At 73.3% G+C, this 23,820-nt stretch carries 23 protein-coding genes and 1 riboswitch; of the genes, 14 read left to right on the forward strand and 9 right to left on the reverse strand.

The window, feature by feature from the left end:
- Positions 1-490: 490 nt before the first annotated feature.
- Positions 491-649 carry a hypothetical protein gene (locus tag FHX36_RS00485; RefSeq protein WP_181428604.1) on the forward strand — a complete coding sequence of 53 codons (159 nt, stop codon included), beginning with the start codon at positions 491-493 and terminating at the stop codon, positions 647-649.
- A 104-nt stretch (positions 650-753) separates the two neighbouring features.
- Here FHX36_RS00485 and FHX36_RS23730 read toward each other — a convergent pair whose 3' ends face one another.
- A complete protein-coding gene (locus FHX36_RS23730; RefSeq protein ID WP_110550606.1) occupies positions 754-1,524 on the reverse strand; it encodes a GNAT family N-acetyltransferase in 771 nt (256 codons plus the stop codon).
- A gap of 125 nt (positions 1,525-1,649) precedes the next feature.
- Here FHX36_RS23730 and FHX36_RS00495 point away from each other — a divergent pair, with 125 nt between their 5' ends.
- From FHX36_RS00495 to FHX36_RS00505, 3 genes are all read left to right on the forward strand, one after another.
- Positions 1,650-2,054, forward strand: a complete 405-nt coding sequence (locus tag FHX36_RS00495) for a hypothetical protein (protein WP_110550605.1) — start codon at positions 1,650-1,652, stop codon at positions 2,052-2,054.
- Positions 2,055-2,161: 107 nt separating this feature from the next.
- Positions 2,162-3,910: a putative bifunctional diguanylate cyclase/phosphodiesterase gene (locus FHX36_RS00500; RefSeq protein WP_146251497.1), complete on the forward strand. Its 1,749-nt coding sequence runs from the start codon at positions 2,162-2,164 to the stop codon at positions 3,908-3,910.
- A 41-nt stretch (positions 3,911-3,951) separates the two neighbouring features.
- Positions 3,952-6,669, forward strand: a complete 2,718-nt coding sequence (locus tag FHX36_RS00505) for an MGH1-like glycoside hydrolase domain-containing protein (RefSeq protein WP_221202730.1) — start codon at positions 3,952-3,954, stop codon at positions 6,667-6,669.
- A gap of 85 nt (positions 6,670-6,754) precedes the next feature.
- Here FHX36_RS00505 and FHX36_RS00510 read toward each other — a convergent pair whose 3' ends face one another.
- Together FHX36_RS00510 and FHX36_RS00515 are read right to left on the reverse strand one after the other, a co-directional pair.
- Positions 6,755-7,180 carry a hypothetical protein gene (locus tag FHX36_RS00510; protein WP_146251496.1) on the reverse strand — a complete coding sequence of 142 codons (426 nt, stop codon included), beginning with the start codon at positions 7,178-7,180 and terminating at the stop codon, positions 6,755-6,757.
- Between the two features lie 394 nt (positions 7,181-7,574).
- Positions 7,575-8,648: a hypothetical protein gene (locus FHX36_RS00515; protein WP_110550601.1), complete on the reverse strand. Its 1,074-nt coding sequence runs from the start codon at positions 8,646-8,648 to the stop codon at positions 7,575-7,577.
- Positions 8,649-9,042: 394 nt separating this feature from the next.
- Here FHX36_RS00515 and FHX36_RS00520 point away from each other — a divergent pair, with 394 nt between their 5' ends.
- From FHX36_RS00520 to FHX36_RS00530, 4 genes are all read left to right on the forward strand, one after another.
- Positions 9,043-9,609, forward strand: coding sequence for a DUF4234 domain-containing protein (locus FHX36_RS00520; RefSeq protein ID WP_220035792.1), 567 nt, complete (start codon positions 9,043-9,045; stop codon positions 9,607-9,609).
- A gap of 277 nt (positions 9,610-9,886) precedes the next feature.
- On the forward strand, positions 9,887-10,582 hold the full coding sequence (locus FHX36_RS22360) for a PASTA domain-containing protein (RefSeq protein WP_220035791.1): 696 nt from the start codon (positions 9,887-9,889) through the stop codon (positions 10,580-10,582).
- Positions 10,583-10,692: 110 nt separating this feature from the next.
- Complete coding sequence (locus FHX36_RS22510; RefSeq protein WP_110550598.1) at positions 10,693-11,166, forward strand: hypothetical protein; 474 nt, start codon at positions 10,693-10,695, stop codon at positions 11,164-11,166.
- Positions 11,167-11,168: 2 nt separating this feature from the next.
- Positions 11,169-12,086 (forward strand): alpha/beta hydrolase, encoded by a 918-nt coding sequence (locus tag FHX36_RS00530; RefSeq protein ID WP_110550597.1) that lies wholly within the window; start codon positions 11,169-11,171, stop codon positions 12,084-12,086.
- A 7-nt stretch (positions 12,087-12,093) separates the two neighbouring features.
- Here the strand turns inward: FHX36_RS00530 and FHX36_RS00535 are convergent, their stop codons facing one another.
- Positions 12,094-12,942, reverse strand: coding sequence for a LysR family transcriptional regulator (locus tag FHX36_RS00535; protein ID WP_183513414.1), 849 nt, complete (start codon positions 12,940-12,942; stop codon positions 12,094-12,096).
- Between the two features lie 94 nt (positions 12,943-13,036).
- Here FHX36_RS00535 and FHX36_RS00540 point away from each other — a divergent pair, with 94 nt between their 5' ends.
- Together FHX36_RS00540 and FHX36_RS00545 are read left to right on the forward strand one after the other, a co-directional pair.
- Positions 13,037-13,768, forward strand: a complete 732-nt coding sequence (locus FHX36_RS00540; protein ID WP_110550595.1) for an SDR family oxidoreductase — start codon at positions 13,037-13,039, stop codon at positions 13,766-13,768.
- Between the two features lie 153 nt (positions 13,769-13,921).
- The gene (locus FHX36_RS00545; protein ID WP_183513416.1) at positions 13,922-14,425 is read left to right on the forward strand and encodes a hypothetical protein; all 504 of its coding nucleotides are present in this window, start codon (positions 13,922-13,924) and stop codon (positions 14,423-14,425) included.
- A 66-nt stretch (positions 14,426-14,491) separates the two neighbouring features.
- Here FHX36_RS00545 and FHX36_RS00550 read toward each other — a convergent pair whose 3' ends face one another.
- Positions 14,492-15,325, reverse strand: a complete 834-nt coding sequence (locus FHX36_RS00550; RefSeq protein WP_110550593.1) for an alpha/beta fold hydrolase — start codon at positions 15,323-15,325, stop codon at positions 14,492-14,494.
- A 170-nt stretch (positions 15,326-15,495) separates the two neighbouring features.
- Here FHX36_RS00550 and FHX36_RS00555 point away from each other — a divergent pair, with 170 nt between their 5' ends.
- Positions 15,496-16,998, forward strand: a complete 1,503-nt coding sequence (locus FHX36_RS00555) for a flavin-containing monooxygenase (RefSeq protein WP_110550592.1) — start codon at positions 15,496-15,498, stop codon at positions 16,996-16,998.
- A gap of 9 nt (positions 16,999-17,007) precedes the next feature.
- Here the strand turns inward: FHX36_RS00555 and FHX36_RS00560 are convergent, their stop codons facing one another.
- The gene (locus FHX36_RS00560; protein ID WP_110550591.1) at positions 17,008-17,955 is read right to left on the reverse strand and encodes an AraC-like ligand-binding domain-containing protein; all 948 of its coding nucleotides are present in this window, start codon (positions 17,953-17,955) and stop codon (positions 17,008-17,010) included.
- A gap of 173 nt (positions 17,956-18,128) precedes the next feature.
- Here FHX36_RS00560 and FHX36_RS00565 point away from each other — a divergent pair, with 173 nt between their 5' ends.
- Genes FHX36_RS00565 through FHX36_RS00575 form a run of 3 tightly spaced genes read left to right on the forward strand, consistent with a single transcriptional unit; the run spans position 18,129 to position 20,518 of the window.
- On the forward strand, positions 18,129-18,950 hold the full coding sequence (locus FHX36_RS00565; RefSeq protein WP_110550590.1) for an alpha/beta hydrolase: 822 nt from the start codon (positions 18,129-18,131) through the stop codon (positions 18,948-18,950).
- A complete protein-coding gene (locus tag FHX36_RS00570) occupies positions 18,947-19,723 on the forward strand; it encodes an MBL fold metallo-hydrolase (RefSeq protein ID WP_110550633.1) in 777 nt (258 codons plus the stop codon). Before FHX36_RS00565 ends, FHX36_RS00570 begins: the two co-directional genes overlap by 4 nt.
- Positions 19,724-19,756: 33 nt before the next feature.
- Positions 19,757-20,518, forward strand: coding sequence for an SDR family oxidoreductase (locus FHX36_RS00575; RefSeq protein ID WP_221202732.1), 762 nt, complete (start codon positions 19,757-19,759; stop codon positions 20,516-20,518).
- Positions 20,519-20,566: 48 nt separating this feature from the next.
- Here FHX36_RS00575 and FHX36_RS00580 read toward each other — a convergent pair whose 3' ends face one another.
- From FHX36_RS00580 to FHX36_RS00590, 3 genes are all read right to left on the reverse strand, one after another.
- Positions 20,567-21,649, reverse strand: coding sequence for a DUF5925 domain-containing protein (locus FHX36_RS00580; protein WP_258372681.1), 1,083 nt, complete (start codon positions 21,647-21,649; stop codon positions 20,567-20,569).
- Positions 21,650-21,768: 119 nt separating this feature from the next.
- Positions 21,769-22,281 (reverse strand): C40 family peptidase, encoded by a 513-nt coding sequence (locus FHX36_RS22515; protein ID WP_309147305.1) that lies wholly within the window; start codon positions 22,279-22,281, stop codon positions 21,769-21,771.
- A gap of 12 nt (positions 22,282-22,293) precedes the next feature.
- Positions 22,294-22,462, reverse strand: a riboswitch (cyclic di-AMP (ydaO/yuaA leader).
- A gap of 286 nt (positions 22,463-22,748) precedes the next feature.
- Positions 22,749-23,819 (reverse strand): epoxide hydrolase family protein, encoded by a 1,071-nt coding sequence (locus FHX36_RS00590; protein ID WP_110551964.1) that lies wholly within the window; start codon positions 23,817-23,819, stop codon positions 22,749-22,751.
- Position 23,820 lies beyond the last annotated feature (1 nt).

A 23,820-nucleotide genomic window follows, 5' to 3' on the forward strand; every position in this document is an offset into this window, starting at 1 on the left:
ACCTATCAGCCGAGCGTCGTTCCCTGATATCCCCAACGGCCCCCCAGCGGGGGCGGCCGGAGATGATCGCGGAGACGACCGGGCGCTGGTGACATAGGTCGCTGCGCCCTCGAGCAAGCCGGGCCGGCGACCCTCGCCGGACTCCCGACACATCGCCCGCAGCGCCGAACAGCTCCTGTTCGTTACCCATCCTGTCGGGATGGAAAGCGCACAAAGATTGCACACAGCAAGAGACTGCTGCCCGCCACTGGCCGCGTGACTGTCCGTGTCACTCAACGCACTCTTAACGTCTGGACCCAACTCGGATACGCCTTCGCCTCAACCTCTACGTACACGTGTCCACGCCGGCAGGCGGTGCGGCTCGTTGCGGTGCCGCAGCTCCGGCGCGCGCTCGACTCTGAGGGACTCATTTAGGCGTGGACCTCGTCGTCTTGGGGCACAGGATCGGAGAACGCGGCCGCCGTCGGCCGCTGAACAGGAGGAGACCACCATGGCAGGCATGATCCGGAAGCTCCTCGTCTCGACCGTCGCGACGAAGCTCATCCAGGAAGCTCGCAAGCCGCAGAATCAGGCGAAGGCCAAGAAGTTGTTCGCCGACTGGCAGGCCAAGCGCAGCGGCAAGCGCCCGGGCGGCACCAGCCGCTACTGAGTCCACGTCCGGGGACCTCTTTCGTGGCCGGGTCGAGGCCTGCACGGCCTCGGCCACCACGAAGGAGGCACCCGGTAGCGCGATCTCGTACGAGCTGCCGACGCCTACCGGCGCCACACGTAGGGCGTCGTCGTCGAGACCTTCACCAAGCCGGCGCGCTCGAGGATCGGGCGCGAGTACTCCGTCGAGTCGCTGTGGATCAGCCTCTTGCCCAGCCGCATTGCCGAGCGGGCACGTGCCGCCGTCAGCGCGCGGTAGATGCCGCGGCCGCGCCACGCTGGATGAGTCGCGCCGCCCCAGATGCCGGCGAACGTCGTCCCGGCCACCGGCTCCAGCCGGCCAGTGCTGATCACCACCCCGTCGGCCTCGCCCACCCAGAACTCGACGGCGTCAGCCCGCGCCAGCAGGGCATCCGCACCATCCCGGGACACCGGGTCGCCGAACACCTCGTCGGCCAGCGCGCTCATCGCCCGCACGTCCGCCTCGGCCGTCACCCGCCGCAGCGCGACGCTGGCAGGCAGCGGCGCGTCGACCGCCAGCGCCGCAGCCGGCCCGATCATGATCGATTCGGCGTCCTCGGGCACGAACCCGGCGCCGACCAGCGCCTCGTGCAGCCCGGGCGCCGAGTCGTGCCCACGCGTCTTCCACTCCACCCGGTCCACAGCAGGGTCCGCCCGGAAGTGCGCCAGGGCCTGACCAACAAGCCCCGGCAGATCAGCCGACCCCAGCGATTGGTAGGTCACGAAGCCGCGCCCGCCGGGGAACGTTGCCAGCCACAGCGGCCCCACCCGGACGACGGAGCGCGCACCGACCGTCTCGGCCGACGTCCGGAGCTGCTCGTCGTAGGCCGCCAGCAGCGCAGCGGGGGAGTCCACCCCGCCGATGCTGCCCGACCGGGCAAGAGCGGCCGTCCAGCAAGGTGTGGGATCGTCGGAGGCAGCTGACGAGCGCACCGCGCCCAGCGACCCCAGACCCCGAACTCAGAACGAGGCATGCCCGCATGAGCACCGTCAGCCCCGACCCCACCCCTGCCGCGGAGACCCCGGCCGAGCAACCGGTCTCGAGCAGCGAGGGCACGCTCGCCAACGTCGAGGCCACCGAGACCGAGCCCAGCTGGGTCACCCGGCACACCACCACGCTGATCACGCTGATGGTCGCCGTCATCGTCGCGGCCGTCGCGATCGCCGGCGTGATGCTCTACAAGAACCGCATCGACGAGCAGAACTCCGACACCGAGGCCGCCTTCGCCGCCACCGTGCAGGAGCAGGGCGCCACCCTGGAGACCGTCGAGTGCGACGGCGGCACCTGCGCCGCGGTCATCAACGGGCAGGCCTACACGATCCTGGTCCAGGAGGACGAGGACGGCGACCAGCACTTCGGCGTCTCCGCCTACGCCGGCGACTGAGTCCTCACCCCGGTGAGTGACCGGAACCGTCCGGTTCCGGTCAGCACGTCAACCCCGGACGTCGCAGGCCCGATCACCGGGGAGTGAGCTGGTCGACGGCGCCTGCGGTGGCGACACCCCGGATGATGGCGCGCGTCCTGGCCACCTTCTACGTCGCGGCCGGGATCGCGGGCCTGTTCGCCGCGTGCGCCCCCGGGGCGGAGAGCGACGGCCGCTGGGTCATCCTCAGCCTGGCCGCAGGCGCCCTGAGCGCCGGGGCGGTGACGTTCCGCTGGGGCGCGCGCTGGCCGCGGCACGCCTACCACTGGCCGGTCGCCTCGGGTGCCGTGCTCGTCGCCCTCGTGGTCGTCAGCAGCCCCGGCCCGGCCACCGCGATGGCCGCCGCCGCGCTGCTGGCCTTCGCCGCCGTCGACGCCTGCTTCTTCTTCAGCCTGCCGCTGGCCTGGCTGCACATGGCCTTCGGCATCAGCGCGGTCACCGCCGCGCTGATGGTCCAGGGCGAGGTCCCGCTGTCGATCGCACTGGCGCTGGACTCGATCGTCGTGGCGCTGGGCACCGTCGTCCGCGGCCTGGTGATCCGGGCCTCCAGCGCCAGCCGCGACCCGCTCACCGGTCTGGCCAACCGGCGCGGCTTCGACGACTCGCTGCACGAGCTGCGCAGCGCGTCGTCCCGCACCACCAAGGTGCTGTCGGCCGCGCTGATCGACCTCGACCACTTCAAGCGGATCAACGACACCGCCGGCCACGAGGAGGGCGACCGGGTGCTCTGCCGGATCGCCGACGTCTGGGGGCGCGAGCTGCCGCCGGGCGCCGTCCTCGCCCGGCACGGCGGCGACGAGTTCGCGCTGCTGCTGCCCGGGGTCACCGGTCCGGACGCCGTCGCGCTGGTCCGCCGCATCGCCGCCCAGCACCCGGACATCGGGGTCTCCGTCGGCGTCGCCGAGTGCCGCCCCGGCGAGACCGCCGCCGAGCTGATGCGCCGCGCCGACCACGCGCTCTACGACGCCAAGCGCGCCGGCCGCGGCCGCTGCGAGCTCGACGGCGGCACCGACCTCGAGCTGATCCGCGACCTCGCGGCAGCGCTCGCCGCCGGCGACGTCCAGGTGCACTACCAGCCGATCGTCGCGCTGCCCGACGGCGACGTCGTCGGTGTCGAGGCGCTGGCCCGCTGGACCCACCCCGAGCGCGGCCCGGTGCCGCCGGGCGAGTTCGTCGCGGCCGCCGAGCAGAGCGGGCTGATCCACGCGCTCGGCGACCACGTGCTGCGCACCGCCTGCGCCGACCTCGCCGGGGTGCGCACCGCCGCAGGGCTGCAGGTGACCCTCGGCGTCAACGTCTCCGGCCGCGAGCTCAGCGACCCCGGCTGCGCCGACCGGGTGCAGGCCGCCCTCGCCGCGACCGGGTTCCCCGCCGGGCACCTGGTGGTCGAGGTGACCGAGAGCCTGGTGGAGGGGGAGTCGGCGACCGCGCTGGCCACCCTGCACGCGCTGCGCGCAGCCTGCCTCACCGTCTCGATCGACGACTTCGGCACCGGTTACTCCTCGCTCAGCCGGCTGGACACGTTGCCGGCCGACGTCCTCAAGCTCGACCGCGCCTTCGTCGCCACCCTCGACGCCTCGCCGCGGCGTGCCCAGATGCTGCGCAGCCTGGTGTCGATGTGCCGGGCGCTCGGCCTGGACGTCGTCGCCGAGGGCGTGGAGACGCCCGAGCAGGAGGCCGCGGTGCGCGCGGTGGGCTGCACCTTCGCGCAGGGCTGGCTGTACGGCCGGGCAGTGCCGCTGGCCGAGTTCGTGGCCGGGCCCGGCATGTCCGGCGGGCGTCGAGTGCCAAGAGATGTGACGAGCTCTGTCGCCTGACGTAACGAGCCAGAAGCACGACCCGTGGCACTGTGGAGGTCGTGTCTTCCGCAGTGCCCGGCGCCTCCGCTCCCGGCGTCACCCCACCGCCCGGTCCTCAGGACACCACCGCTCCCCGTAGTGCCGAGCACGCCCGGCTGGCCGAGTCCGGTGACATGGGCGCCCCCTGGCGCACCTGGGGGCCGTACCTCGCCGGCCGCCAGTGGGGGACCGTCCGCGAGGACTACTCCGAGGACGGCGACGCCTGGGCGTCCTTCCCGTTCGACCACGCCGTCGCCCGCACCTACCGCTGGGGCGAGGACGGCCTGGGCGGCATCTGCGACCGCTACGGCTTCCTCAACTTCTCCGTCGCGATGTGGAACGGCCAGGACCCGGTCCTCAAGGAGCGGCTCTTCGGCCTGACCAACGGCGAGGGCAACCACGGCGAGGACGCCAAGGAGCACTGGTGGGCCGTCGACGGCACGCCCACGCACTCCTGGATGCAATGGCTCTACCGCTACCCGCAGGCCGAGTACCCCTACGCGCAGCTCCGCGCGGAGAACGCCACGCGCAGCCGGCTGGAGCGCGAGTACGAGCTCAGCGACACCGGCGTCCTGGCCGAGGATCGGTTCTTCGACGTCCAGATGACCTATGCGAAGGCCTCGCCGGACGACGTCTGCATCACCGTCACCGCCACCAACCACGGCCCGGACGCCGCCCCGCTGCACCTGCTGCCGCAGGTCTGGTTCCGCAACACCTGGTCCTGGGGCCTCGACGACCGCAAGCCCACGCTCACCTCCGCCCCCGACGAGGACGTCGCCACCGTCGTCGCTGAGCACGGCTACCTCGGCCGCTGGGTGCTCGCCGCCGACGGTGCGCCCGAGGTGCTGGCCTGCGACAACGAGACCAACGCGGTCGCCCTGTTCGGCGCGGCGAGCAACAGCAGCGAGTACCCGAAGGACGGCATCAACCGCCGCGTCGTGCACGAGGACAAGTCCGCGGTGAACCCGGCCGTCACCGGCACGAAGGCCGCGTTCTGGTACGTCTGGGACGCCGTCCAGCCGGGCGAGACCGTGACCGTGAAGCTGCGGCTGCGCCAGGCCGAGCCGGACGCCGCGATGTTCGGGACGGCGTTCGACGAGGTGCTCGCGACCCGGAAGACCGAGGCCGACGACTTCTACGCCGGCGTCATCCACCCGGGGCTCTCGGACGACGACCGGCACGTGGCCCGCCGCGCCTACGCCGGCCTGCTGTGGACCAAGCAGCTGTACCGCTTCGACGTCGCCCGCTGGCTGGACGGCGACCCCGACGTCCCGGCGCCGGAGGCACGCAAGGCCCGCGGCCGGCGCAACACCGGCTGGCGGCACCTCGCGCTCGCCGACGTCATCTCGATGCCCGACGAGTGGGAGTACCCGTGGTTCGCCGCGTGGGACACCGCCTTCCACACCATCCCGCTGGCGCACGTCGACCCCGACTTCGCCAAGGAACAGCTCGTGCTGATGTGCCGCGAGTGGGCGATGCACCCCAACGGCCAGCTGCCGGCGTACGAGTGGGCGTTCGGTGACGTCAACCCGCCGGTGCACGCCTGGGCCGCGTGGCACGTGTACCGGATCGACGGCTACCGCGACCAGCAGTTCCTCATCCGGGTGTTCACCAAGCTGCTGATGAACTTCAGCTGGTGGGTCAACCGCAAGGACGCCGACGGCTCGAACGTCTTCGAGGGCGGCTTCCTCGGGATGGACAACATCGCGCTGTTCGACCGGTCCGCGCCCCTGCCCCCCGGCTACCGGCTCGAGCAGTCGGACGCGACCAGTTGGATGGCGTTTTACTGCCAGCAGATGCTGAAGATCGCGCTGGAGCTGTCCCGGTTCGACGTCGCGTGGGACGGCACGGTCACCAAGTTCTTCGAGCACTTCCTGTCCATCGCCGAGGCGATGAACGCGTTCGGTTCGCACGGCGTCTCGCTGTGGGACGACGACGACGGCTTCTTCTACGACGTCCTCGTCGCCCCCGACGGCGCACCGGAGCCGCTGCGGGTGCGGTCGATGGTCGGGCTGCTGCCGATCCTGGGGGCCACGGAGATCCCGTCGTGGGTGAGCGAGCGGCTGCCGGACGTCGCCGACCGGGTGCGCTGGCTGCAGAAGCGCCGGCCGGAGCTGATGGGCCCGCTGAGCGGTCGGCGCGCGCCGGAGGGCCGAAAGCTGCTGCTGTCGCTGGTGGACCGCAAGCGGCTGGAGCGGATCCTCACCCGGATGTTCGACGAGACCGAGTTCCTGTCGCCGTTCGGCATCCGGTCGCTGTCGAAGTCGACCGGGCAGGTGTTCGCGCACGTCGGCGGGCGGGACGTGTCGATCGAGTACGAGCCGGGGGAGTCGCGCACCGGGCTGTTCGGCGGCAACTCCAACTGGCGCGGGCCGGTGTGGTTCCCGGTGAACGTGCTGCTGGCGGACAAGCTGCGCACGCTGGGCCGGCACTACGGCGACTCGTTCACCATCGAGCTGCCGACCGGGTCGGGCAACCGCTGCACGCTGGTCGATGCCGCGGACCTGATCGACAACTCGCTGACCGCGCTGTTCCGGCCGGTCGACGGCAAGCGGCCGGCGGACGGCGACCGGATCGAGTCCAGCGACTCACCGCTGTGGCGCGAGCACCCGACGTTCAGCGAGTTCTTCGACGGCGACACCGGCGAGGGCCTGGGCGCCACGCACCAGACCGGCTGGACGGCGTTGGTGGCTCACCTGCTCAACCCCCGCCTCCCACCCGACCCCCGCTGGGCCTGAGGCCTCGCGGTCCCGAGGATGGCCATGTTCGTGGGCCCTACGCCCCCGAAGATGGCCATCTTCGGGGCCGTGCGGCGCCTCATGATCACGTGGCGAGGGAGTCGATCCAGCGTGCGTGCGCCTGGGTCCACGAACTCGAACGCTGTCCGGGGTGCACCAGTGGCAGGACGTCGATCGACCGATCGGGCAGCGCCACCGAGAACCGGCGACCGTACGACGGACGGCTCAACTGATCCGGCAGGCCGCCGGTGGTCAGAGCGGCCGCCACGGCGAGGGCCTCGTTGCCCAACGTGATGAGCAGCGGAGCCTCTGACCGGCCGATCTCGTCCATGAGCCGCTGGCCCTCTTCTGTCACGGCACGCTCGATCAGTCGATGGGGCGCGGGCCGGTCGGGCAACTGGTGGCGGGGGAGACCGTGCTCGGCAGCGAAGGGGTCGTAGCGATCGACCATGGCCGCACCCTGTGTGCCGGGACCCCGGTGCACGTGGAAGAAGGGCAGCGCGTCGGTCAACCACACGCTGTCGAGGCCCAACCCCAGGGGCCGGAGCACCTGGTCACGGAGAACGCGGCCAGATGAGCCGTTCAGTCGACCGGCCGGCTCAGCGCGACCCCAAGCGGGACGCCAGCCGACCTGTTCGCGCCACCGCTCGACACGATCCACCTCGTCCGCGCCGTCCCAGAAGGGCCACGGTTCCCTGTCGACCGCCAGTGCCGCGATCCGCGTGCGGGGGCCAGACCACCTGATGTGCAGCGCCGACGGGTAGACGCCCAGGACGACGGCGGCAGCGCCGGGCAGCTGTCTCGGTGGGCACCTGTCGGATCGTCGGCCGAACGGGAAGGTGCCCACCGGCTCGCCGATCACGAGCTGGCCGACTGACGAGCACCGTGACTGGTGGCCATCCGCCTCACAGGTCATCCGCTTCGTCGAAGTCGTCGACGACGGGCGGCGTGGCCCGGCGCCTGCGTGCTTCCTCGAGCTTGCTGGCGGCCTCTGCCAGCGAGAGCACCATGCCCGCGACGGCGTCGTCCTCCGTCTGATTCGTGGGAATCGGCACTGGCACGGCCACGCCGTCGCTCGTCTTGCGGCACACGTTGCCGAGAGCCTCTCGTGCGAGTCCTGCGCCAGCCCTGAACCGCAGCCAGATCGGGGTCTCGCCGTGCTCGGCCCACAGGTAGGGCGAGACCACCAGGATGGCTTGGACTCCGCCGAGCGTGAGGATCTTGCCGTAGGACAGGTCGTGTCGCTTGCTGGTCTGCCGACCGCCGGCGTGGGTGGCGACCCCGTCGCGCAGCGCTCTGCTCCGGACGCTTTCCACGAGACCCACCAGCTGGAAGATGCGCTGGGCGGTGTCCCTGTCACCCACCTGCGCCTCGGACCAGGGGACGAAGGCATGTCGGTCGACGTCGTCGACCAGACCGAGCAGCTGTCGACAGTCGGCGATGACGTCCTCGGTACCCGTTGCCATGAGGCTCGCCAGCAGTTGTTGCCACGAGCACACGGCGACCACCACGCCGTTGGGCGCGTCCGCGAAGTGCCAGTCTCCGATGCCACGCCAATCGGACAATGCGTAGAAGCCGCCGACCTTGTCCTTCACCTCGAGGACGCGTCGATTCGGGACGACGAAGACGAGCGCCCCGACGTGCGGATCGTCCGGTGCACTGGACTGCCATGCCCGGTGCAGCCGGTCGAGGTACGTGCCCATCTCTTGGGCGGGTGTGAAGCCGAACCAGTACTTGCCCTCGATCAGGACGACTTCGCGCTGCTCATCTCTCGCGACGACGTCCGGGCGACCGTCCGCGCTCGCCACCTGGGTGGAGAACTCCACCTCGACCGGTACCGAAGGGGCTCCCTGTTGGACGGCCCGCATGAGTGCGCTCGCGGTCTCGGGGCGTCGCAGGAGCACGCCCAGGGCTTCGGTTCCTGTGGTCTCTCGGCGCAGGTCCGAGATGCGGGTCGCGAGTTCGGCGAGAAGAGACATGCGTGCGGCTCCAAGGAGAGGGAGAGCGGCGACGAGGACCGCCTCCGCCGAGGGCGGTTTCCCTCGTGGTCATCGTGCGACCTGACGCAGCGACCCGCGGAGAGGCGCACGGAGCGACCTGCTCGGGTCACGAGCTCCGTGCGTGCACTGACGCCGATGTGGTGGATCCCCGCTGGCCTCGTTCTCCGGATCGGCCGCGGTCCGGCATCGGTCCACCTGCTGAACGCGCGGGTGCCTGCCGCCTGGAGGCACATGAACCGGGTGCTGCTGCGGCGGGTGTGGCGGCGGGGGCGGCTGTCCACCCATTCCGCAACGAATCGGTACGAATTGCACCGCGGCGCCCTACCGTTCGGCCAGCGCCGGACGAGCCGGCGGTCACACACGGGGGTCACGCATGTCCACGATCGACGAGCCGACGAGTCGGCCGCAGAGTGCCGGCGGGTACGCGCCGGCGCAGTACACCCAGCCGCAGCCGTACGGGCAGCCGCCGTACGCGCAGCCGCAGTACGGCCAGCCCCAGCCGTACGCGCAGCCGTTCGGTCAGCAGCTGCCCGCGGGGTACGCGCCCGCGCCGGTGGCTCCGTTCGGGCGCCAGCTCGGCCCGATCGGGAAGGTGCGCAGCACCTGGGCGGTGATCGGCCTGAGCATCATCACGTTCGGCATCTACGGGCTCTACTACTACTTCGCCACGCACGAAGAGATGAAGCAGCACTCCGGCGAAGGTGTGGGTGGCGCGCTCGGCCTGGTCCTGGCCATCTTCACGTTCGGCCTCGTGACGCCGTTCGTGCTGCCCAACGAGGTCGGCAACCTGTACGCCCGTCAGCAGCGTCCGCGTCCGGTCAGTGCGACGACCGGCCTCTGGGTCCTGCTCGGTTGGATGATCCTGATCGGGCCCCTGGTCTGGCTCATCAAGACCAACGGCGCCCTCAACGCCTACTGGCGCAGCATGGGTGCCGTCTGACCCGACGAACGGCCACGCCAGCACCCGCTCACCTCTCCAAAGGTGGGCGGGTGCTCCATGTCGCGGCCACACCGATCGGGCGCTCAGCTGACGCGGGGGGCGTCGATGACTGCGGCTCGCGAGGCTGACGGGACTGCTGAGCACCTCCGAAACGCCATCGTCCGGTTTCTACCGCAGTTGCATCACCTGATGTGTCACGGTCTGGCGGTTCGTTCGCCGGACCGTCGAGCACGCAGCCACATCGGCCACTCACGGTCCTCGTCCACGGGGAGAAGTCATGAGCCAGCCACCATTCGGGCCGCCGCCTGGGGCGCCCGGTTACGGCCCGCCGCCGCAGGGGCAGCCTTATGCCGCGCCCACTCAGCCGACGCAGAGCTTCGGGCAGGCATCGCAGGGACCGCAGACCCAGGCGTTCGCGGCTCCGGTGGGTGTGCCGCCGGTCGGTCAGCCCTGGCCCGCGCAGCCGCAGCAGGCGTTCGCGGGCGCGCCGAAGCCCAAGCGCCGGTGGCCGTGGGTGGCCGCAGCCATCGTCGTCGCCTTCGGGGTGGGCGCGGCCGCGAGCGGCAACGACAAGGCATCGGAGGCCGAGGCGGGTGCGGCCGCTCCGGCCGCCACGACCACGGTCACCATCACCGAGACGGCGCCTGCCCCCGCGCCTGCCCCTGCCCCTGCAAGCGAGACCGCTCCGGCCCCGCTGCAGGGCGCGCCGACGACCGCGGCGGACGTCGCGGCAGTCGTGGACTTCGCCATGCCGGACCTCGTGGGTCTCGACCTGCAGACCGCCCAGGACACGGTCCAGGGAAACGGCGTCTTCTTCAGCGTCTCGCACGACCTGCTGGGCACCCGTAACCAGGTCGTGGACTCGAACTGGATCGTCTGCTCGCAGAACGTCGCGCCCGGGCAGCAGGTGACCGGTGACGTGGAGGGCCAGATCGACTTCGGCGTCGTCAAGCGTGGCGAGGGATATCCCTGAGCCAGCGCTGACCGAGCTGCCCGGGGCTCGCTCCTCGGGCAGCTCGGCCGCGATGTCGGTACCCGATGGCACGGTGCAGCGGACGGGCGGAGGGCTGACGGGGGAGTGGCATGGACGAGGGCTGGATGCCGGGCGACGCGGGCCTGGCTGAGGCGCTCGGCGTGGACCCGCGGACGGCGCTGCGTGCGCTCGGCGGTGGCTGGCGACCCGCCGAGGTGCACGGACGCGCGTGGCCGCTCGACCGATGGAGCGACGCCCGGTGGTTCGTCACCGGCGAGCCGCACCAGGTCCTCGCCGGCATCGACCACGCCGCGCTCGTGCTGGCCCGGCCGGTCCTCCGCTGGGAGCCGCAGCCGGTGCTCGGCTGGACGGACGAGCGCGAGTTCTCCCGCGACGACGTCGTCTACCAGCCGGACCTGATCGCCGAGACGGTCGAGGAGATCGCCCGGCAGAGCCGCCGGCGCTTCCGGTGGTGCCGCACCTGCCACACCGTCCACGCCCCCGGCGAGATGGCCGACCGCGACGACTGCCTGAGCTGCGCAGCGGCCTACCGCGGCGTCGTCCTCCACACCCGGAGCGCCTGACCGTGCGCTTCCGGCTGGCCGACCTGATCGACCCACGGCTGCAGCCGCTCGTCGATGAGACGCGCGCCTTCTACGCGCAACGGACCCCGGGTCGCGGCCCCAGCAGCTGGGCGGACCTGCAGCAGGTCCGCGCAGCGACGCCAGCGCCCGCAGCGTCCGACCCGCCGGCGGTCGAGGAGGTCGTCACCATCGACGGCCGGAGCGTGCCCGTCCGCATCCACGTCCCGACCGGCAGCAGAGCAAGGGGCGTGCTGCTCGAGGTCCACGGTGGCGGCTTCTACCTGGGGTCGGCCGCGGCCAGCGACGTCCGCAACCGGCAGCTCGCGGACGCCCTGGGCATCGCGGTCGTGAGCGTCGACCACCGGCTCGCCCCGGAGCACCCGTGGCCGGCGGCACCCGACGACTGCGAGACGGCAGCCCGCTGGCTCGCCGCGCACGCCGAGCAGCGCTTCGGCACGACGACCGTCGCCGTCAGCGGCTTCTCCGCCGGCGCCACCCTGGCCATGACCACGCTGCTGCGGCTGCGCGACCGGGGCGCCGTCCCGTTCGCCGCCGCGGTGCTGCAGTTCGGCACCTACGACTTCAGCGGCCGCACGCCGGCCGGCCGGCTCATCGCCGACGAGTACTTCCTCGACGCCTACGCCGGGGTGGCGCCGGACCGCACGCACCCGGACCTCTCGCCGATCTACGTGGACCTGACCGGGCTGCCGCCGGTGCTCGTCGTCGTCGGCGCGGACGACGTGCTGCTGCAGGACGACCTGGCCATGGCGACGCGGCTGTCCGCCGCCGGGGTCGACGTCGACCTGCGGGTCTACCCGGCCGCGCCGCACGGCTTCACCGGCCACCCCACCCCGATGGCGCAGGCCGCGAACCAGGACATCGAGACCTGGCTGGACGCCCACCTCGACGCGGCGCGCTGAGCTCAGCTCAGAGGCGCAGGGCCGACTGGACCAGCTCTGCGACCGGCCTCGACCGGCTGTGCGGCGGCCAGGCGATCACCGTGGTGACGGGTACCGCGTCGACGACCGGGACGGCGACGAGGTCGTCGTGCAACTGCAACCGGCACGAGTCGGGCGCGACCATCAGCGCCCGGCCGAGGGAGACCAGCTGCAGCAGCTGGCTGTGGCTCTGCACCTCGGGGCCGGCGCCCGCCGGGTAGCTGCCGTCGACCCCCGGCCAGCGGGGCTGGGGCAGGTCCGCCAGCTCGCTCAGCTCGGCCAGGCGCAGCTCGCTGCGGGTGGTGAGCGGGTGCCCGGCCGGCAGCACGGCGACCTGCCCTTCGGTGACGAGCTCCTCGACGTCCAGCCCGGTCGTGTCGTCGAACGGCTGGTGCAGCAGCGCCACGTCGGCGCGGCCGGTGCGCAGCAGCCGTCCCTGCTCGCCGGGGCGGCAGAGCAGCACCTCGACGTGCACCGACCGGGGCTCCGCGGCGTAGGCGTGCAGCAGCTTCGCCAGCAGCTCGCTGGAGGCGCCGGCCTTGGTGGCCAGGACGACGCCCGGCGAGCCCGCCGCGGCGCGGGCCGCCCGCTGGGTGCGCTGCTCGGCCGCCTCCATCGCGTCCAGCGCCGCACGGCCCTCGTGCAGCAGCACGGCACCGGCGTCGGTCAGCGTCACCGAGCGGGGAGTGCGCTCCAGCAAGGGCACGCCCAGCCGGCGCTCGAGCTGGCTGATCGCCCGGGACAACGGCGGCTGCGCGATGCCCAGCCGCTCCGCCGCCCGGCTGAAGTGCAGCTCCTCCGCGACGGCGACGAAGTACCTGAGCTCGCGCGTCTCCACGGCCCGACCCTACGCGGCAGCCATACCCTCGCGGTATCGCTCCCGACCAGGACGGTCTTGGACGGTCCCGCGGCGCGCGCCGACGATCGACACCATGAACGAGAAGAGGACCGCCCTGGTCACCGGGGCGAACAAGGGCATCGGCTACGAGATCGCGGCAGGGCTGGGTGCGCTGGGCTGGCGCGTCGGCGTGGGGGCCCGGGACGACGACCGGCGGGACGCGGCGGTGACCCGGCTGCGCGAGAGCGGCGTCGACGCGTTCGGCGTGCCGCTCGACGTCACCGACGACGCCAGCGTCGCCGCGGCCGCCGAGCTCATCGCCGACCGCGAGGGCCGGCTGGACGCGCTGGTCAACAACGCCGGCATCACCGGTGGCGGGCCGCAGCAGCCGACCACCGTGGACCTGGACCTCATCCGCCGGGTGGTGGAGACCAACGTCATCGGGGTCGTCCGGGTCACCAACGCGATGCTCCCGCTGCTCCGCCGCGCGGCGTCCCCGCGGATCGTGAACATGTCCAGCAGCGTCGGCTCCCTCGCCCGGCAGTCCGGGCCGGGCGGCGAGACCACCACCGGCCCGATCGCGGTGGCGTACTCGCCGTCGAAGACGTTCCTCAACGCGGTGACCGTCCAGTACGCCCGGGAGCTGGCCGGCACGAACGTGCTCATCAACGCCGCGTGCCCGGGCTTCGTCGCCACCGACCTCAACGGCTTCCGCGGTGTGCGCACCCCGCAGCAGGGCGCCGCAACCGCCATCCGCCTGGCGACCCTGCCCGACGGCGGCCCGACCGGTGGGTTCTTCGAGGACGACGGCGTCGTCCCCTGGTGACGACGGGCTCCCGGGCGACTCGTGAGGTCCGTGTGGCGGGTGGGATGACGGCTCCGCAGCGTCGTCGCGTCGTGACCGTTTCCGGGCCGATCGGGCGCTGACGTCCTCCAGGATCCGCGCAGGGACCACCGAGAGAGACAGGACGTGGCGGGGATGCGCGGGATCGTCGTGATCGACCAGCCGGTCGAGGACCGGGTCGTCGGTTGGCAGGTCAACGTGGGCGTGGGGCGGCCGTCGGCCATGGCCGGGGCCTGGGTGCTGCCCGCTGACGATCCGCGGATCCCCAAGCTCCTCGACGGGCGGGTGCTGGTGACCACCGAGCGGGCTGCCCACCGGTTCGGCCGCGGCGCCGCCGTCCACCACCTCGCGATGGCCATCCTCGCGGAGACCAGCTGGATGACCGCTGTCGCGCCGCTGAACACCCCGCGGATCCCGACCCGGCCTCGGGCGCGGGCCGCCGCCGACCCGCGGGCCAGCGCCGCGCTCACCCTCGCCACCTGGGTCGCCGAGCTGCTGGGGGCCTGGGACCGGATCGAGCAGCAGCGCGTGGCCGAGCCGCTCCTCGTCGCGCGCGGCGGCGCGACCGCCCGGCCGCTCCCGCCGGGCTGGGCGCCCGCCGAGTCGGCCCCGCCGACCGAGGCCCCGCTGGCGGCCTGACCTCCCGACGCTCGTGCTCTGCTCCCGCCCGGTGAGCAGAGCACGAGCTCCCGGGAGGGCACCCGGTCAGCGCAGGGCGTGCTGCCCGAGGAACTCCGCCACCAGCGGCACGAACTCCTCGGCCCGCTCCATCCCCAGCGCGTGGCTGGACCCTGGGCCGGTGAACATCTCCAGCCGTGCCCCCGGGATGGCCTCGGCGACCTGCCTGCCGTGCCACGGCGGGGTCAGCAGGTCCTGCTCGCCGGCCACCACCAGGGTCGGCGCCGTGATCTGACCCAGCCGGTCCAGGGTGTCGTGCGCCAGGTCGGCGTCCCACTGCTCGGCGCAGGTCCGGATCTGCTCCGGCGTCGACGGGAACAGCGGCAGCACCTGGCCGATCAGCTCGCCGAACTCCGGGCTGTCCAGCAGCTGCGGGGAGAACGCGACCCCGAGCACGCCCAGAGCCGCCTCCAGGTCGCCGGTCCGCCACGGGTGGGCCAGCCCGGTCAGCATCGCCCGCTGGAAGCCGTCGGTGCGGGCCCAGGTGCAGTACAGGACCAGCGAGGCCACCCGCTCCGGCGCCGCCAGCACCAGCTCCTGGGCGATGGCACCGCCCAGCGAGTAGCCGAGCACGTGCGCGCGCTCGACCTCCAGAGCGTCCATCAGCGCCAGCGCGTCGGTGGCCAGCGACGCCACGCTGAACGGGTCGGCGCCGCGCTCGCTGCCGCCCATGCCGCGCAGGTCGTAGGTGATCACCCGGTGGCGGCCGGCCCACACCTCGGCCATCTCGCCCCAGAAGCCCAGCGACTGGCTGGTGCCGTTGATGACCAGCAGTGGTTCGCCCTCGCCGTACTCCTGCACCGCGACGGCGATGTCGCCGACCTGAAGTGTGCGCGGCGGGTGCGTCGTCGGTGTGCTCATCGGGACTCCCGAGCTCGGCCAGGAACGGACCCAGAGCACAGCACAGGACGCGCCGTCGCGGCTAGACAAAATGTGAGCCACGCCACAATCCGTCGGCCGACGGTGGTAGGAACGACCCCGGGACGGCGCACGACGAGGTGGGCCTCTCGCCGCGGACTGGGGGAACGGTCATGACGATGACGCAGCCGGCCAGGACGGCGCTCGACGAGCGGGTCGAGCACGTCGACGTGCTGATCGTGGGGGCGGGCATCTCCGGCATCGGGGCCGCCTACCACCTGCGCGAACGGTTCCCGGACCGGAGCCTCGTCGTCCTCGACGCGCTGGAGAGCCACGGCGGCACGTGGTGGACCCACCAGTACCCCGGCGTCCGCTCGGACAGCGACCTGTTCACCTTCGGCTACCGGTTCAAGCCGTGGCGCGGGCCCTCGATCGCGACGTCGGCGGAGATCCTGCACTACCTGGGCGAGGTCATCTCCGAGAACGGCCTGGACGCCTACATCCGGCACCAGCACCGGGTCACCGCGGCCAGCTGGTCGACCGAGGACCGCCGCTGGACCGTCGAGGTGACCCGCGGTGAGACGGGGGAGGAGCTGACCTTCACCACCGACTTCCTCTGGATGTGCCAGGGCTACTACCGGCACGACCAGGGCTACACGCCCCAGTGGCCGGGCGTGGACCGGTTCGGCGGCGACGTCGTGCACCCGCAGAAGTGGCCGGCCGACCTCGACCTCACCGGCAAGCAGGTCGTCGTCATCGGCTCCGGCGCGACGGCCGCGACGCTGATCCCGGCGATCGCCGACAGCGCGGCGCACGTGACGATGCTGCAGCGGTCGCCGACCTTCTTCTACGCCCGGCCCAAGACCCACGACCTCGCCGTCCAGTTGCGCGCCCTCGACGTCCCGGAGGACTGGACGCACGAGATCCTCCGGCGCGCCTACATCGCCGAGCTCAACGAGCTGACCCGCATCTCGGCGGAGTCGCCAGACCTGGCGCGCGAGTTCCTCATCGAGTCGATGCGCCCGCAGCTGCCGCCGGACGTCGACATCGACAAGCACTTCAACCCGACCTACCGGCCCTGGCAGCAGCGCATCGCCGTGCTGCCGGACGGCGACATGTTCACCGCCATGCGCGAGGGCAAGGCCTCCGTCGTCACCGACACGATCGAGACCTTCACCGAGACCGGCATCCGGCTCTCCTCCGGCGAGGAGCTGCAGGCCGACGTCGTCGTCACCGCCACCGGCTTCGACCTCAGCGTGTTCGGCGACATCGCCTTCACCGTGGACGGCGAGCCGGTCGACTTCGCGCAGACCGTCACCTACCGCGGGCTGATGTTCACCGGCCTGCCCAACCTCGCCTACGTGTTCGGCTACTTCCGGCACAGCTGGACGCTGCGCGCCGACCTGATCAGCGACTTCGTCTGCCGGCTGCTGGCGCACATGGAGCAGAAGGGGGCGTCGATGGTGGTGCCGCAGCTGCGGCCCGAGGACGCCGGCATGCCGCTCGGCCCGTGGGTCGACCCGGAGAACTTCAACCCCGGTTACCTCGCCCGCTCGATGCACCTGATGCCCAAGCAGGGCGACCGCGAGCCGTGGACCCACCTGCACGAGTACGCCGAGGAGAAGGACCTGCTGCCCGCCGCCGACCTGGACGACGGGACGCTCGTCTACCGCTGAGCGGAGCGGTCAGAGGTCGGCCCGCTGCCACTCACGCGGGGTCAGCCCGTAGGCGGCCTTGAAGCGGCGGGCGAAGTGGCTCGGGTCGGCGAAGCCGCAGGCGGCGGCGGTCGCGGCGATCGACCGCCGCCGTCCCGCGGGCGAGACGAGAGCAGCCCGGGCCCGCTCCAGCCGCGCGGTGATGACGTGCTGCTCCAGGCTCAGGCCGGCCTCGCTGCACGCCTGGTAGAGCAGCCGCACCGACACGGCGTGCGCGGCGGCGATCGTCGCCGGGGTCAGGTCGGGGTCGGTGAGGTGCTGCGCGACGTAGGCCCGCACCCGGCTGACCAGCGTCTGCTCGCGCACCGCCGCGGACAGCCGCGTCTCCCCGGCCGCCGAGACCAGCAGCGCCCGCACCAGCTCGACGGTCGCCGTCCCCAGCGCCGCAGCGCCGGTGGCCGCGGCGAACTCGTCGGCCCGGTTGCAGACCTGGTCCAGGTGCGCGCGCACCAGCCCGTGCAGCGGGCTGGACCGCAGCCGCGGGACCGCCCGGCGGACGACGTCCATCGGCAGGGCCAGCTGGTCCTGCGGCACCTGGAACGACCGCGACCCGCCGCCGGTCGCGCAGCCGAACGAGTAGGGCGCGGTGAGGTCGACCAGCATCAGGTCGGCGCCGCGCACCACCTGCTCGTGCCCCCGCTGCGCGTACTCGCCCCGACCGGCCTGCTGGAACGCCAGGGCCACCATCGGGACGCTCTCCTGGCGCACGTGCCGCGGCGTGCGGACCAGCCGGAAGCCGGAGGCGTCGGTGTTGAAGACCGAGGCGGCACCGAGGGGCACCAGCGTCATCCGGGCGTGCAGCCCGCCGGTGCGCGGGCGGTGCTCGACGCGGCACGGCACCGAGGCCTCCTGCATGGCCACCCGGAAGGCCTCGAGGCGGTCGGTCCGGGGGAGGGCGCTGGTGTCGAGGAGCAGCATCGGCGGTCCCTGGGTCGGCGACGTCCCCGTGATGGTGCTCAGCCTGGCAGCCGGCCGCGCGCCCGGGAACCACTCCTGGCACCCAGGGACCACAGCCGTGCACGCACAGCCGATCGGCCGCCCGGAGCCGCTGCCAGGGTCGCTCTACCTGACCCACCAGCAGAGGAGATGCCATGAGCGCGCCCGACACCATCGTCCTGGTCCACGGCTTCTGGGTGACCCCGCGCAGCTGGGAGGGGTGGCAGGCGCACTACGAGGCGAAGGGCTTCCGCGTGCTGGCCCCGGCCTACCCGGGGTTCGAGGTGGAGGTCGAGGCGCTGAACGCCGACCCGACGCCGGTCGCCGAGGTGACGCTGCCGCAGATCGTCGACCACCTGGCCGGCGTGATCGGTGCGCTGGACAGCCCGCCGGTGCTGATCGGCCACTCGGCCGGCGGCGCGGTCACCCAGCTGCTGCTCGACCGGGGGCTGGGCGCGGTCGGCGTCGCGCTCAACTCCGCGCCCACCGAGGGCGTGCGGGTGCTGCCGCTGTCGCAGCTGCGCTCGACGTGGACGGCGTTCAAGAACCCGGCGAACCGGCACCGCGCCGTCCCGCTCACCGAGGAGCAGTGGCACTACGCCTTCACCAACACCTTCGACGCCGAGGAGTCGCGGCGGCTCTACGAGCGGTACGCCATCCCGGCGCCGGGGAACATCATCTGGAGCGGGGTGCTGGCCAACCTGATGCCCGGGCCGCAGGACGCGCACGTCGACTACGGCAACGCCGCCCGCCCGCCGCTGCTGTTCGTCTCCGGCAGCGAGGACCACATCATGCCCCCGTCGGTGCAGCGCTCGAACGCCAAGCACTACCGCGGCGGCACGGTCACCGAGGTCATCGAGTACGAGGGGTACCCGCACCTGCTGCCGGCCTCACCGGGCTGGGAGCGGATCGCCGACGAGGTGCTCGAGTGGGCGCTGGCGCACGCGGCCCCGGCGAGGGTCACCGGCGCGCAGTGAGGCTCACCCACATCGGCGGGCCGACGCTGCTGGTGGAGGTCGCCGGCTGGCGGCTGCTGACCGACCCGACGTTCGACCCGCCGGGCCGGCGGTACGCGTTCGGCTGGGGCACCAGCTCGCGCAAGCTGATCGGGCCGGCGGTGCAGCCCGCCGACCTGCCGGACGTCGACGCCGTCCTGCTGACCCACGACCACCACGCCGACAACCTGGACGACGCCGGCCGGGCGTACCTGCCCTCGGTGCCGGTGGTGGTGACGACGGCGTCCGGGGCGGCGCGGCTCGGCGGGACCGCGCGGGGCGTGCGGCCGGGGGAGTCGACGGTGCTCGAGGCGCCCGGCCGGCCCGCGCTCACCGTGACCGCGACCCCGGCCCGGCACGGCCCGCCGCTCAGCCGGCCGGTCGCCGGGGACGTCGTCGGGTTCGCGCTGCGCTGGGACGACGGCTCGCTGTGGGTCTCCGGGGACACGGTGCTCTTCCGCGGGCTCCGCGAGGTCGCCGAACGGCTGCACGTCGACACCGCGGTGCTGCACCTGGGCGGGGTGCGGTTCCCGGTCACCGGGCCGCTGCGGTACTCGATGACCGGCCGCCAGGCGGTGCGGCTGTGCGGCGTGCTCGACGCGCGCACCGTCGTCCCGGTGCACGTCGACGGGTGGAGCCACTTCGCCCAGGACCGGGCCGGCGTCGAGCGGGACCTCGCCCGGGCGCCGGCGGACGTCCGGCGGCGCTTCCGCTGGCTGCCGGTGGGGCGGGCGGTGGAGCTGGAACCGGCCTGACCTGACGGCCCCGGCGGTGGGATGGTCTCGATCATGAGCATCCGGATGGTGGTCGCCGGCGGGACCGGCGTGGTGGGTCGGCACGTGGTCGAGCAGGCCCGGGCGGCGGGGCACGACGTCGTCCCGCTGTCCCGCAGCAGCGGGCAGGACGTCGTCGCCGGTACCGGGCTCGCCGAGGCGCTGGCCGGGGCGGACGTGGTCATCGACGTCACGAGCACCTCCACGGCGTCGGCGAAGGCGTCGGTCGCCTTCTTCCGCGCCGCGACGGAGAACCTGCTCGCCGCCGAGCAGGCCGCCGGCGTCGGCCACCACGTCGCGCTGTCGATCGTCGGCATCGACGGCGAGACCAGCGGCTACTACGCCGGCAAGGTCGTGCAGGAGCAGGTGCTGGCCGCCGGGCCGGTGCCCTGGACGCTGCTGCGGGCCACCCAGTTCCACGAGCTGGTGCCGCAGCTGCTGGGCCGGCTGACGTTTGGCCCGGTCGCCGTGGTGCCGGAGATGCGGACCGCGCCGATCGCGGCGGCCGAGGTGGCGACGGCGCTGGTCCGGCTGGCGGAGGGTGCTCCGCGCGGGCGGGTCGCCGACCTCGGTGGCCCGGAGGAGGCCCGGCTCGCCGACCTGGCCCGGCGCTGGTCGGTCGCCGGCGGGCAGCGCCGGCGGGTGGTGCAGGTGCCGCTGCCCGGGGGCAGCGGCCGGCGGATGCGGGACGGCTCGCTGCTGCCCGCCCCCGGCGCCGACCGCGGCCGGCAGACGTTCGCCGAGTGGCTGGCCGACCGGCGGCCGGGTCAGAGGTAGCCGGTCGGAGGCAGCCGGGTCAGAGGTAGCCGGTCGGAGGCAGCCGGGTCAGAGGTAGCCGCCCACCTCGTGCACCGATCTGCCGCCCGGCAGGCTGCGCTCCTCGCGCAGCGCGTACAGCTCCGCGAGGGTCAGCCGGCCGGCCGGTGCGGGGCTGTCCGGCCCGAGCCAGACCTGGGCCTCCGCCTGGGAGAGCGGGGAGAACTCCACCGCGCTGAGGCAGCGCCCGGGCCGGGTGATCGCCGGGTGCAGGCTGCCGACGTCCTCGTTCGTGGTGAGCAGCACGAGCACCTGCAGGCCGTGGCCGAGGATGCCGTCGCAGAGGTTGAGCAGGCGGCCGAGCGAGGCGCCCGCCCGCGCCTTGGCGTCGGTGCGCAGGTACTCGTCGCAGTCCTCGGCGACCACCAGCCGCCACGGCCGGGTGCGCGCCGGCGCCTCGTCCTCGTCGCCGCCGGCCACCTCCAGCAGGTACTGCGGGTTGGCGAAGAGCTGCTCGGGGTCGGTGACGTAGTGCGTCTCGCACCAGTCCGACCACTGCCGGCTCAGCGCCCGCACCGCGGTGGTCTTGCCGGTGCCCGGCGCGCCGTGCCACAGCACCAGCCGCCCACTGCGGCCGCGCACGTCCGACAGCCGCATCAGCGGCGCGAGCCCCGCCGCCGTCTCGCCGGTGTAGTTCGCCTGCACCGCCGCCCAGCCCGGTGCCGCGACCGTGCGGCTGGACTCGACCGGGTGGTCGCCGGAACCGGACCAGAAGCGCATCCGCACCGACCCGTCGGGGACGGCGACCGCGGCCCGGGCGGCGCCCACGACCTGCACGAGGGTCGCCTCGACCTCGGCGAGGTCCGGGCCGACGACGGAGACGTTGCTGATGCCCCAGCGCACCGAGATGTGCACGATGCCGCCGCCGACGTCGGCGAGGACCGCGCGCCACTTCTCGGCGCGCTGGTCCAGCCGGACGCGCGCACCGGCGGGCAGCAGCGAGCCCAGGTCCTCGATGGCCCCGGGGACCTCGGCCGCCCGGTGGTACGGCATGGCGCCGTTCCACTGCGCCTGGAGCAGCACGGCGTCGCTGATGTCCTCGACGTCGTTCAGCGAGAGGCTGGGGACGACGCCGTCCGGGGCGGGGGTCACGCGGGTCTCCTGTTCGAGCGGCAACGAGCCTGCCGGACGGTACGGGGCAGGTCGGACGGTCTCGACCCGTTTCCCGGTCCCGGGGGCCGCAGCACGCAGCCCCCGGGACGGGTGCGCGGTCAGGCCAGGCGGCGGGCGGAGTTGAAGCCGCCCATCAGGTCGACGTCGACCACGCTGACGACGGAGCCGCTGGTCGGTGCGTGCACCATCTGCCCGTTGCCGATGTAGATGCCGACGTGGCTGACCGGGCTGTAGAAGAACACCAGGTCACCGGGCTGCAGGTCGGCGCGGGCGACCGGCGTGCCCAGCGTCGACTGCATCCGCGACGAGTGCGGCAGCGAGATGCCGGCGGCGGCGTAGGCGAACTGGGTGAGGCCCGAGCAGTCGAAGGAGTCCGGGCCGGCCCCGGCCCAGACGTAGGGCTTGCCCTGCTGGGCCAGCGCGGTGTCGACGGCGACCTGGGTCGCCGCGGTGGGGGCGGCGACGGAGGCCACCGGGGCGGCGACCGGGGCGGCGGGGCCACCGGAGGCCTGGGCGGTCATCGGGGTCAGCACCAGACCGGCGCCGGTGAGCAGGGCGATGAGCGCCCCGCGGCCGGAACGGGCAGGGCGGGGGCGTGCGGACGTGCGCATGAGCGGTGCTCCTGGTTCTCCGGAACCGCCTACCGAGTTAGCTGACGGGTTCGGGCGGGGGAACTCGCCCGGCCGGCCCGCACCTGCGTGCGGGTCGCGCTTCACCCCAGGACTGCGATGGGTCCCCGGTCCGGGCACGCGCTGCCTTGCTCGGCAGCGCCCGGTTCGGCGGTGCCCGACGGGTGTCACCACGGGGGGCGGCGACGTCGTCCCCGGCAGGCGCGACGAACGTAAGCGCGGCCGCGAGGGGCTGCTGGCGCACTCTCGGTGACCGCCACGGCGGCGCCACGCCCGGCCGTCGAGGCCGTCCGGGCGACTCGCCGGACGCGACCTGCGAGCCGTTCCGCCGGGCCCGTGCTCACTCCGGGTGACCCTGCTGTGCAGCCCTGCTCGACCCATCTGCCAGTGCCTGCGCGTGGCTGGACGCTGCGTCACCGGAGGACGACAGGCCGCCGTCGGGTGCGGGCTCAGGCCAGGGCCAGGGCCTCGCGGACGCCGGCCACGAACTCCTCGGGGCGCTCCCAGGCGGCGAAGTGCCCGCCGGCGGTCTCGTCGCGCCAGCCGCGCAGGTCGAACAGCCGCTCGGCGACCGACCGCGGCGACCGCACGAGCTCGCCGGGGAACTGCTGCACCACGGTCGGCACGTCGATCCGCTCGAACGGCGGGCTCTGCTTGGCGTAGGGGGCGAACGACGTCCCGATCGACCCGGAGACCCAGTACGCGGTGACCCAGGTGAGCAGCTCGTCGCGGGTGAAGACCTGCTCGACGTCCCCGCCGCAGTCGCTCCAGCTGCGCAGCTTCTCCACGATCCAGGCGGCGAGGCCGGCGGGGGAGTCGCCGAGCGCGACCGCGAGGGTGTGCGGCTTGGTCGCGTGCTCGTGCATGTAGCCGCCCTCCGCCGCGCGCCACTGCGTCACCCGCTCGCGGAGGTCGCGCTCCTCGTCGCTCGCCGGCTCGGAGGTGAACGCGGCGAACAGCGGCACGTCGGTGAGGTGCAGCGCGGCGACGTCGTCGGGCCGGTGGAGCGCCAGCGACGTCGCGACGAAGCGGCCGATGTCGCCGCCCGAGACGACGTAGCGGTCGTAGCCGAGCTCGGTCATCGCGGCGGCCACGTACGGGGCCATCTCCGCCGAGGAGAGGTCCCGCTCCGGCAGCGGGGCGGCGAACGGGTAGCCGGGCAGCGCCGGGACGACCACGTGGACGTCGGTCAGCAGCGGCAGCACCCGCTCGTACCGAAGCACTGAGTCGGGCCAGCCGTGCAGCAGGACGACGGCGGGGGCGGCCGGGTCGGCAGCGCGCTGGTGCACCACCCGCAGCCCGCCGGCCAGCTGCCACGGGAGCGCGCGGATCCGCTCCTCGTGCGGCCGCCAGTCGTACTCCCCGGCCCAGGAGGCGAGCAGCTCGGCCAGGTAGCCGGGCTCGGTGCCGCGGTCCCAGCCGTGCTCCCCGGTGCCCTCGACCGCGCGGTACGCCCGGAGGCGGGCCCGCAGGTCGTCGAGGACTGCCTGGTCGGTGCGCGGGGGAGCAGCGTCGTCCATG

The sequence above is a fragment of the Modestobacter versicolor genome (assembly GCF_014195485.1).
Lineage (GTDB): Bacteria > Actinomycetota > Actinomycetes > Mycobacteriales > Geodermatophilaceae > Modestobacter > Modestobacter versicolor.

Bases quoted from the DNA above. Each gene is read 5' to 3' on its own strand.
- FHX36_RS22515 (WP_309147305.1), bottom strand. From the start codon at position 22,281: ATGCGCACGTCCGCACGCCCCCGCCCTGCCCGTTCCGGCCGCGGGGCG.
- FHX36_RS00520 (WP_220035792.1), top strand. From the start codon at position 9,043: ATGTCCACGATCGACGAGCCGACGAGTCGGCCGCAGAGTGCCGGCGGG.
- FHX36_RS22360 (WP_220035791.1), top strand. From the start codon at position 9,887: ATGAGCCAGCCACCATTCGGGCCGCCGCCTGGGGCGCCCGGTTACGGC.
- FHX36_RS00515 (WP_110550601.1), bottom strand. From the start codon at position 8,648: ATGTCTCTTCTCGCCGAACTCGCGACCCGCATCTCGGACCTGCGCCGA.
- FHX36_RS00555 (WP_110550592.1), top strand. From the start codon at position 15,496: ATGACGATGACGCAGCCGGCCAGGACGGCGCTCGACGAGCGGGTCGAG.
- FHX36_RS00550 (WP_110550593.1), bottom strand. From the start codon at position 15,325: ATGAGCACACCGACGACGCACCCGCCGCGCACACTTCAGGTCGGCGAC.
- FHX36_RS00485 (WP_181428604.1), top strand. From the start codon at position 491: ATGGCAGGCATGATCCGGAAGCTCCTCGTCTCGACCGTCGCGACGAAG.
- FHX36_RS22510 (WP_110550598.1), top strand. From the start codon at position 10,693: ATGGACGAGGGCTGGATGCCGGGCGACGCGGGCCTGGCTGAGGCGCTC.
- FHX36_RS00565 (WP_110550590.1), top strand. From the start codon at position 18,129: ATGAGCGCGCCCGACACCATCGTCCTGGTCCACGGCTTCTGGGTGACC.
- FHX36_RS00545 (WP_183513416.1), top strand. From the start codon at position 13,922: ATGCGCGGGATCGTCGTGATCGACCAGCCGGTCGAGGACCGGGTCGTC.
- FHX36_RS00495 (WP_110550605.1), top strand. From the start codon at position 1,650: ATGAGCACCGTCAGCCCCGACCCCACCCCTGCCGCGGAGACCCCGGCC.
- FHX36_RS00575 (WP_221202732.1), top strand. From the start codon at position 19,757: ATGAGCATCCGGATGGTGGTCGCCGGCGGGACCGGCGTGGTGGGTCGG.
- FHX36_RS00540 (WP_110550595.1), top strand. From the start codon at position 13,037: ATGAACGAGAAGAGGACCGCCCTGGTCACCGGGGCGAACAAGGGCATC.
- FHX36_RS00560 (WP_110550591.1), bottom strand. From the start codon at position 17,955: ATGCTGCTCCTCGACACCAGCGCCCTCCCCCGGACCGACCGCCTCGAG.
- FHX36_RS00590 (WP_110551964.1), bottom strand. From the start codon at position 23,819: ATGGACGACGCTGCTCCCCCGCGCACCGACCAGGCAGTCCTCGACGAC.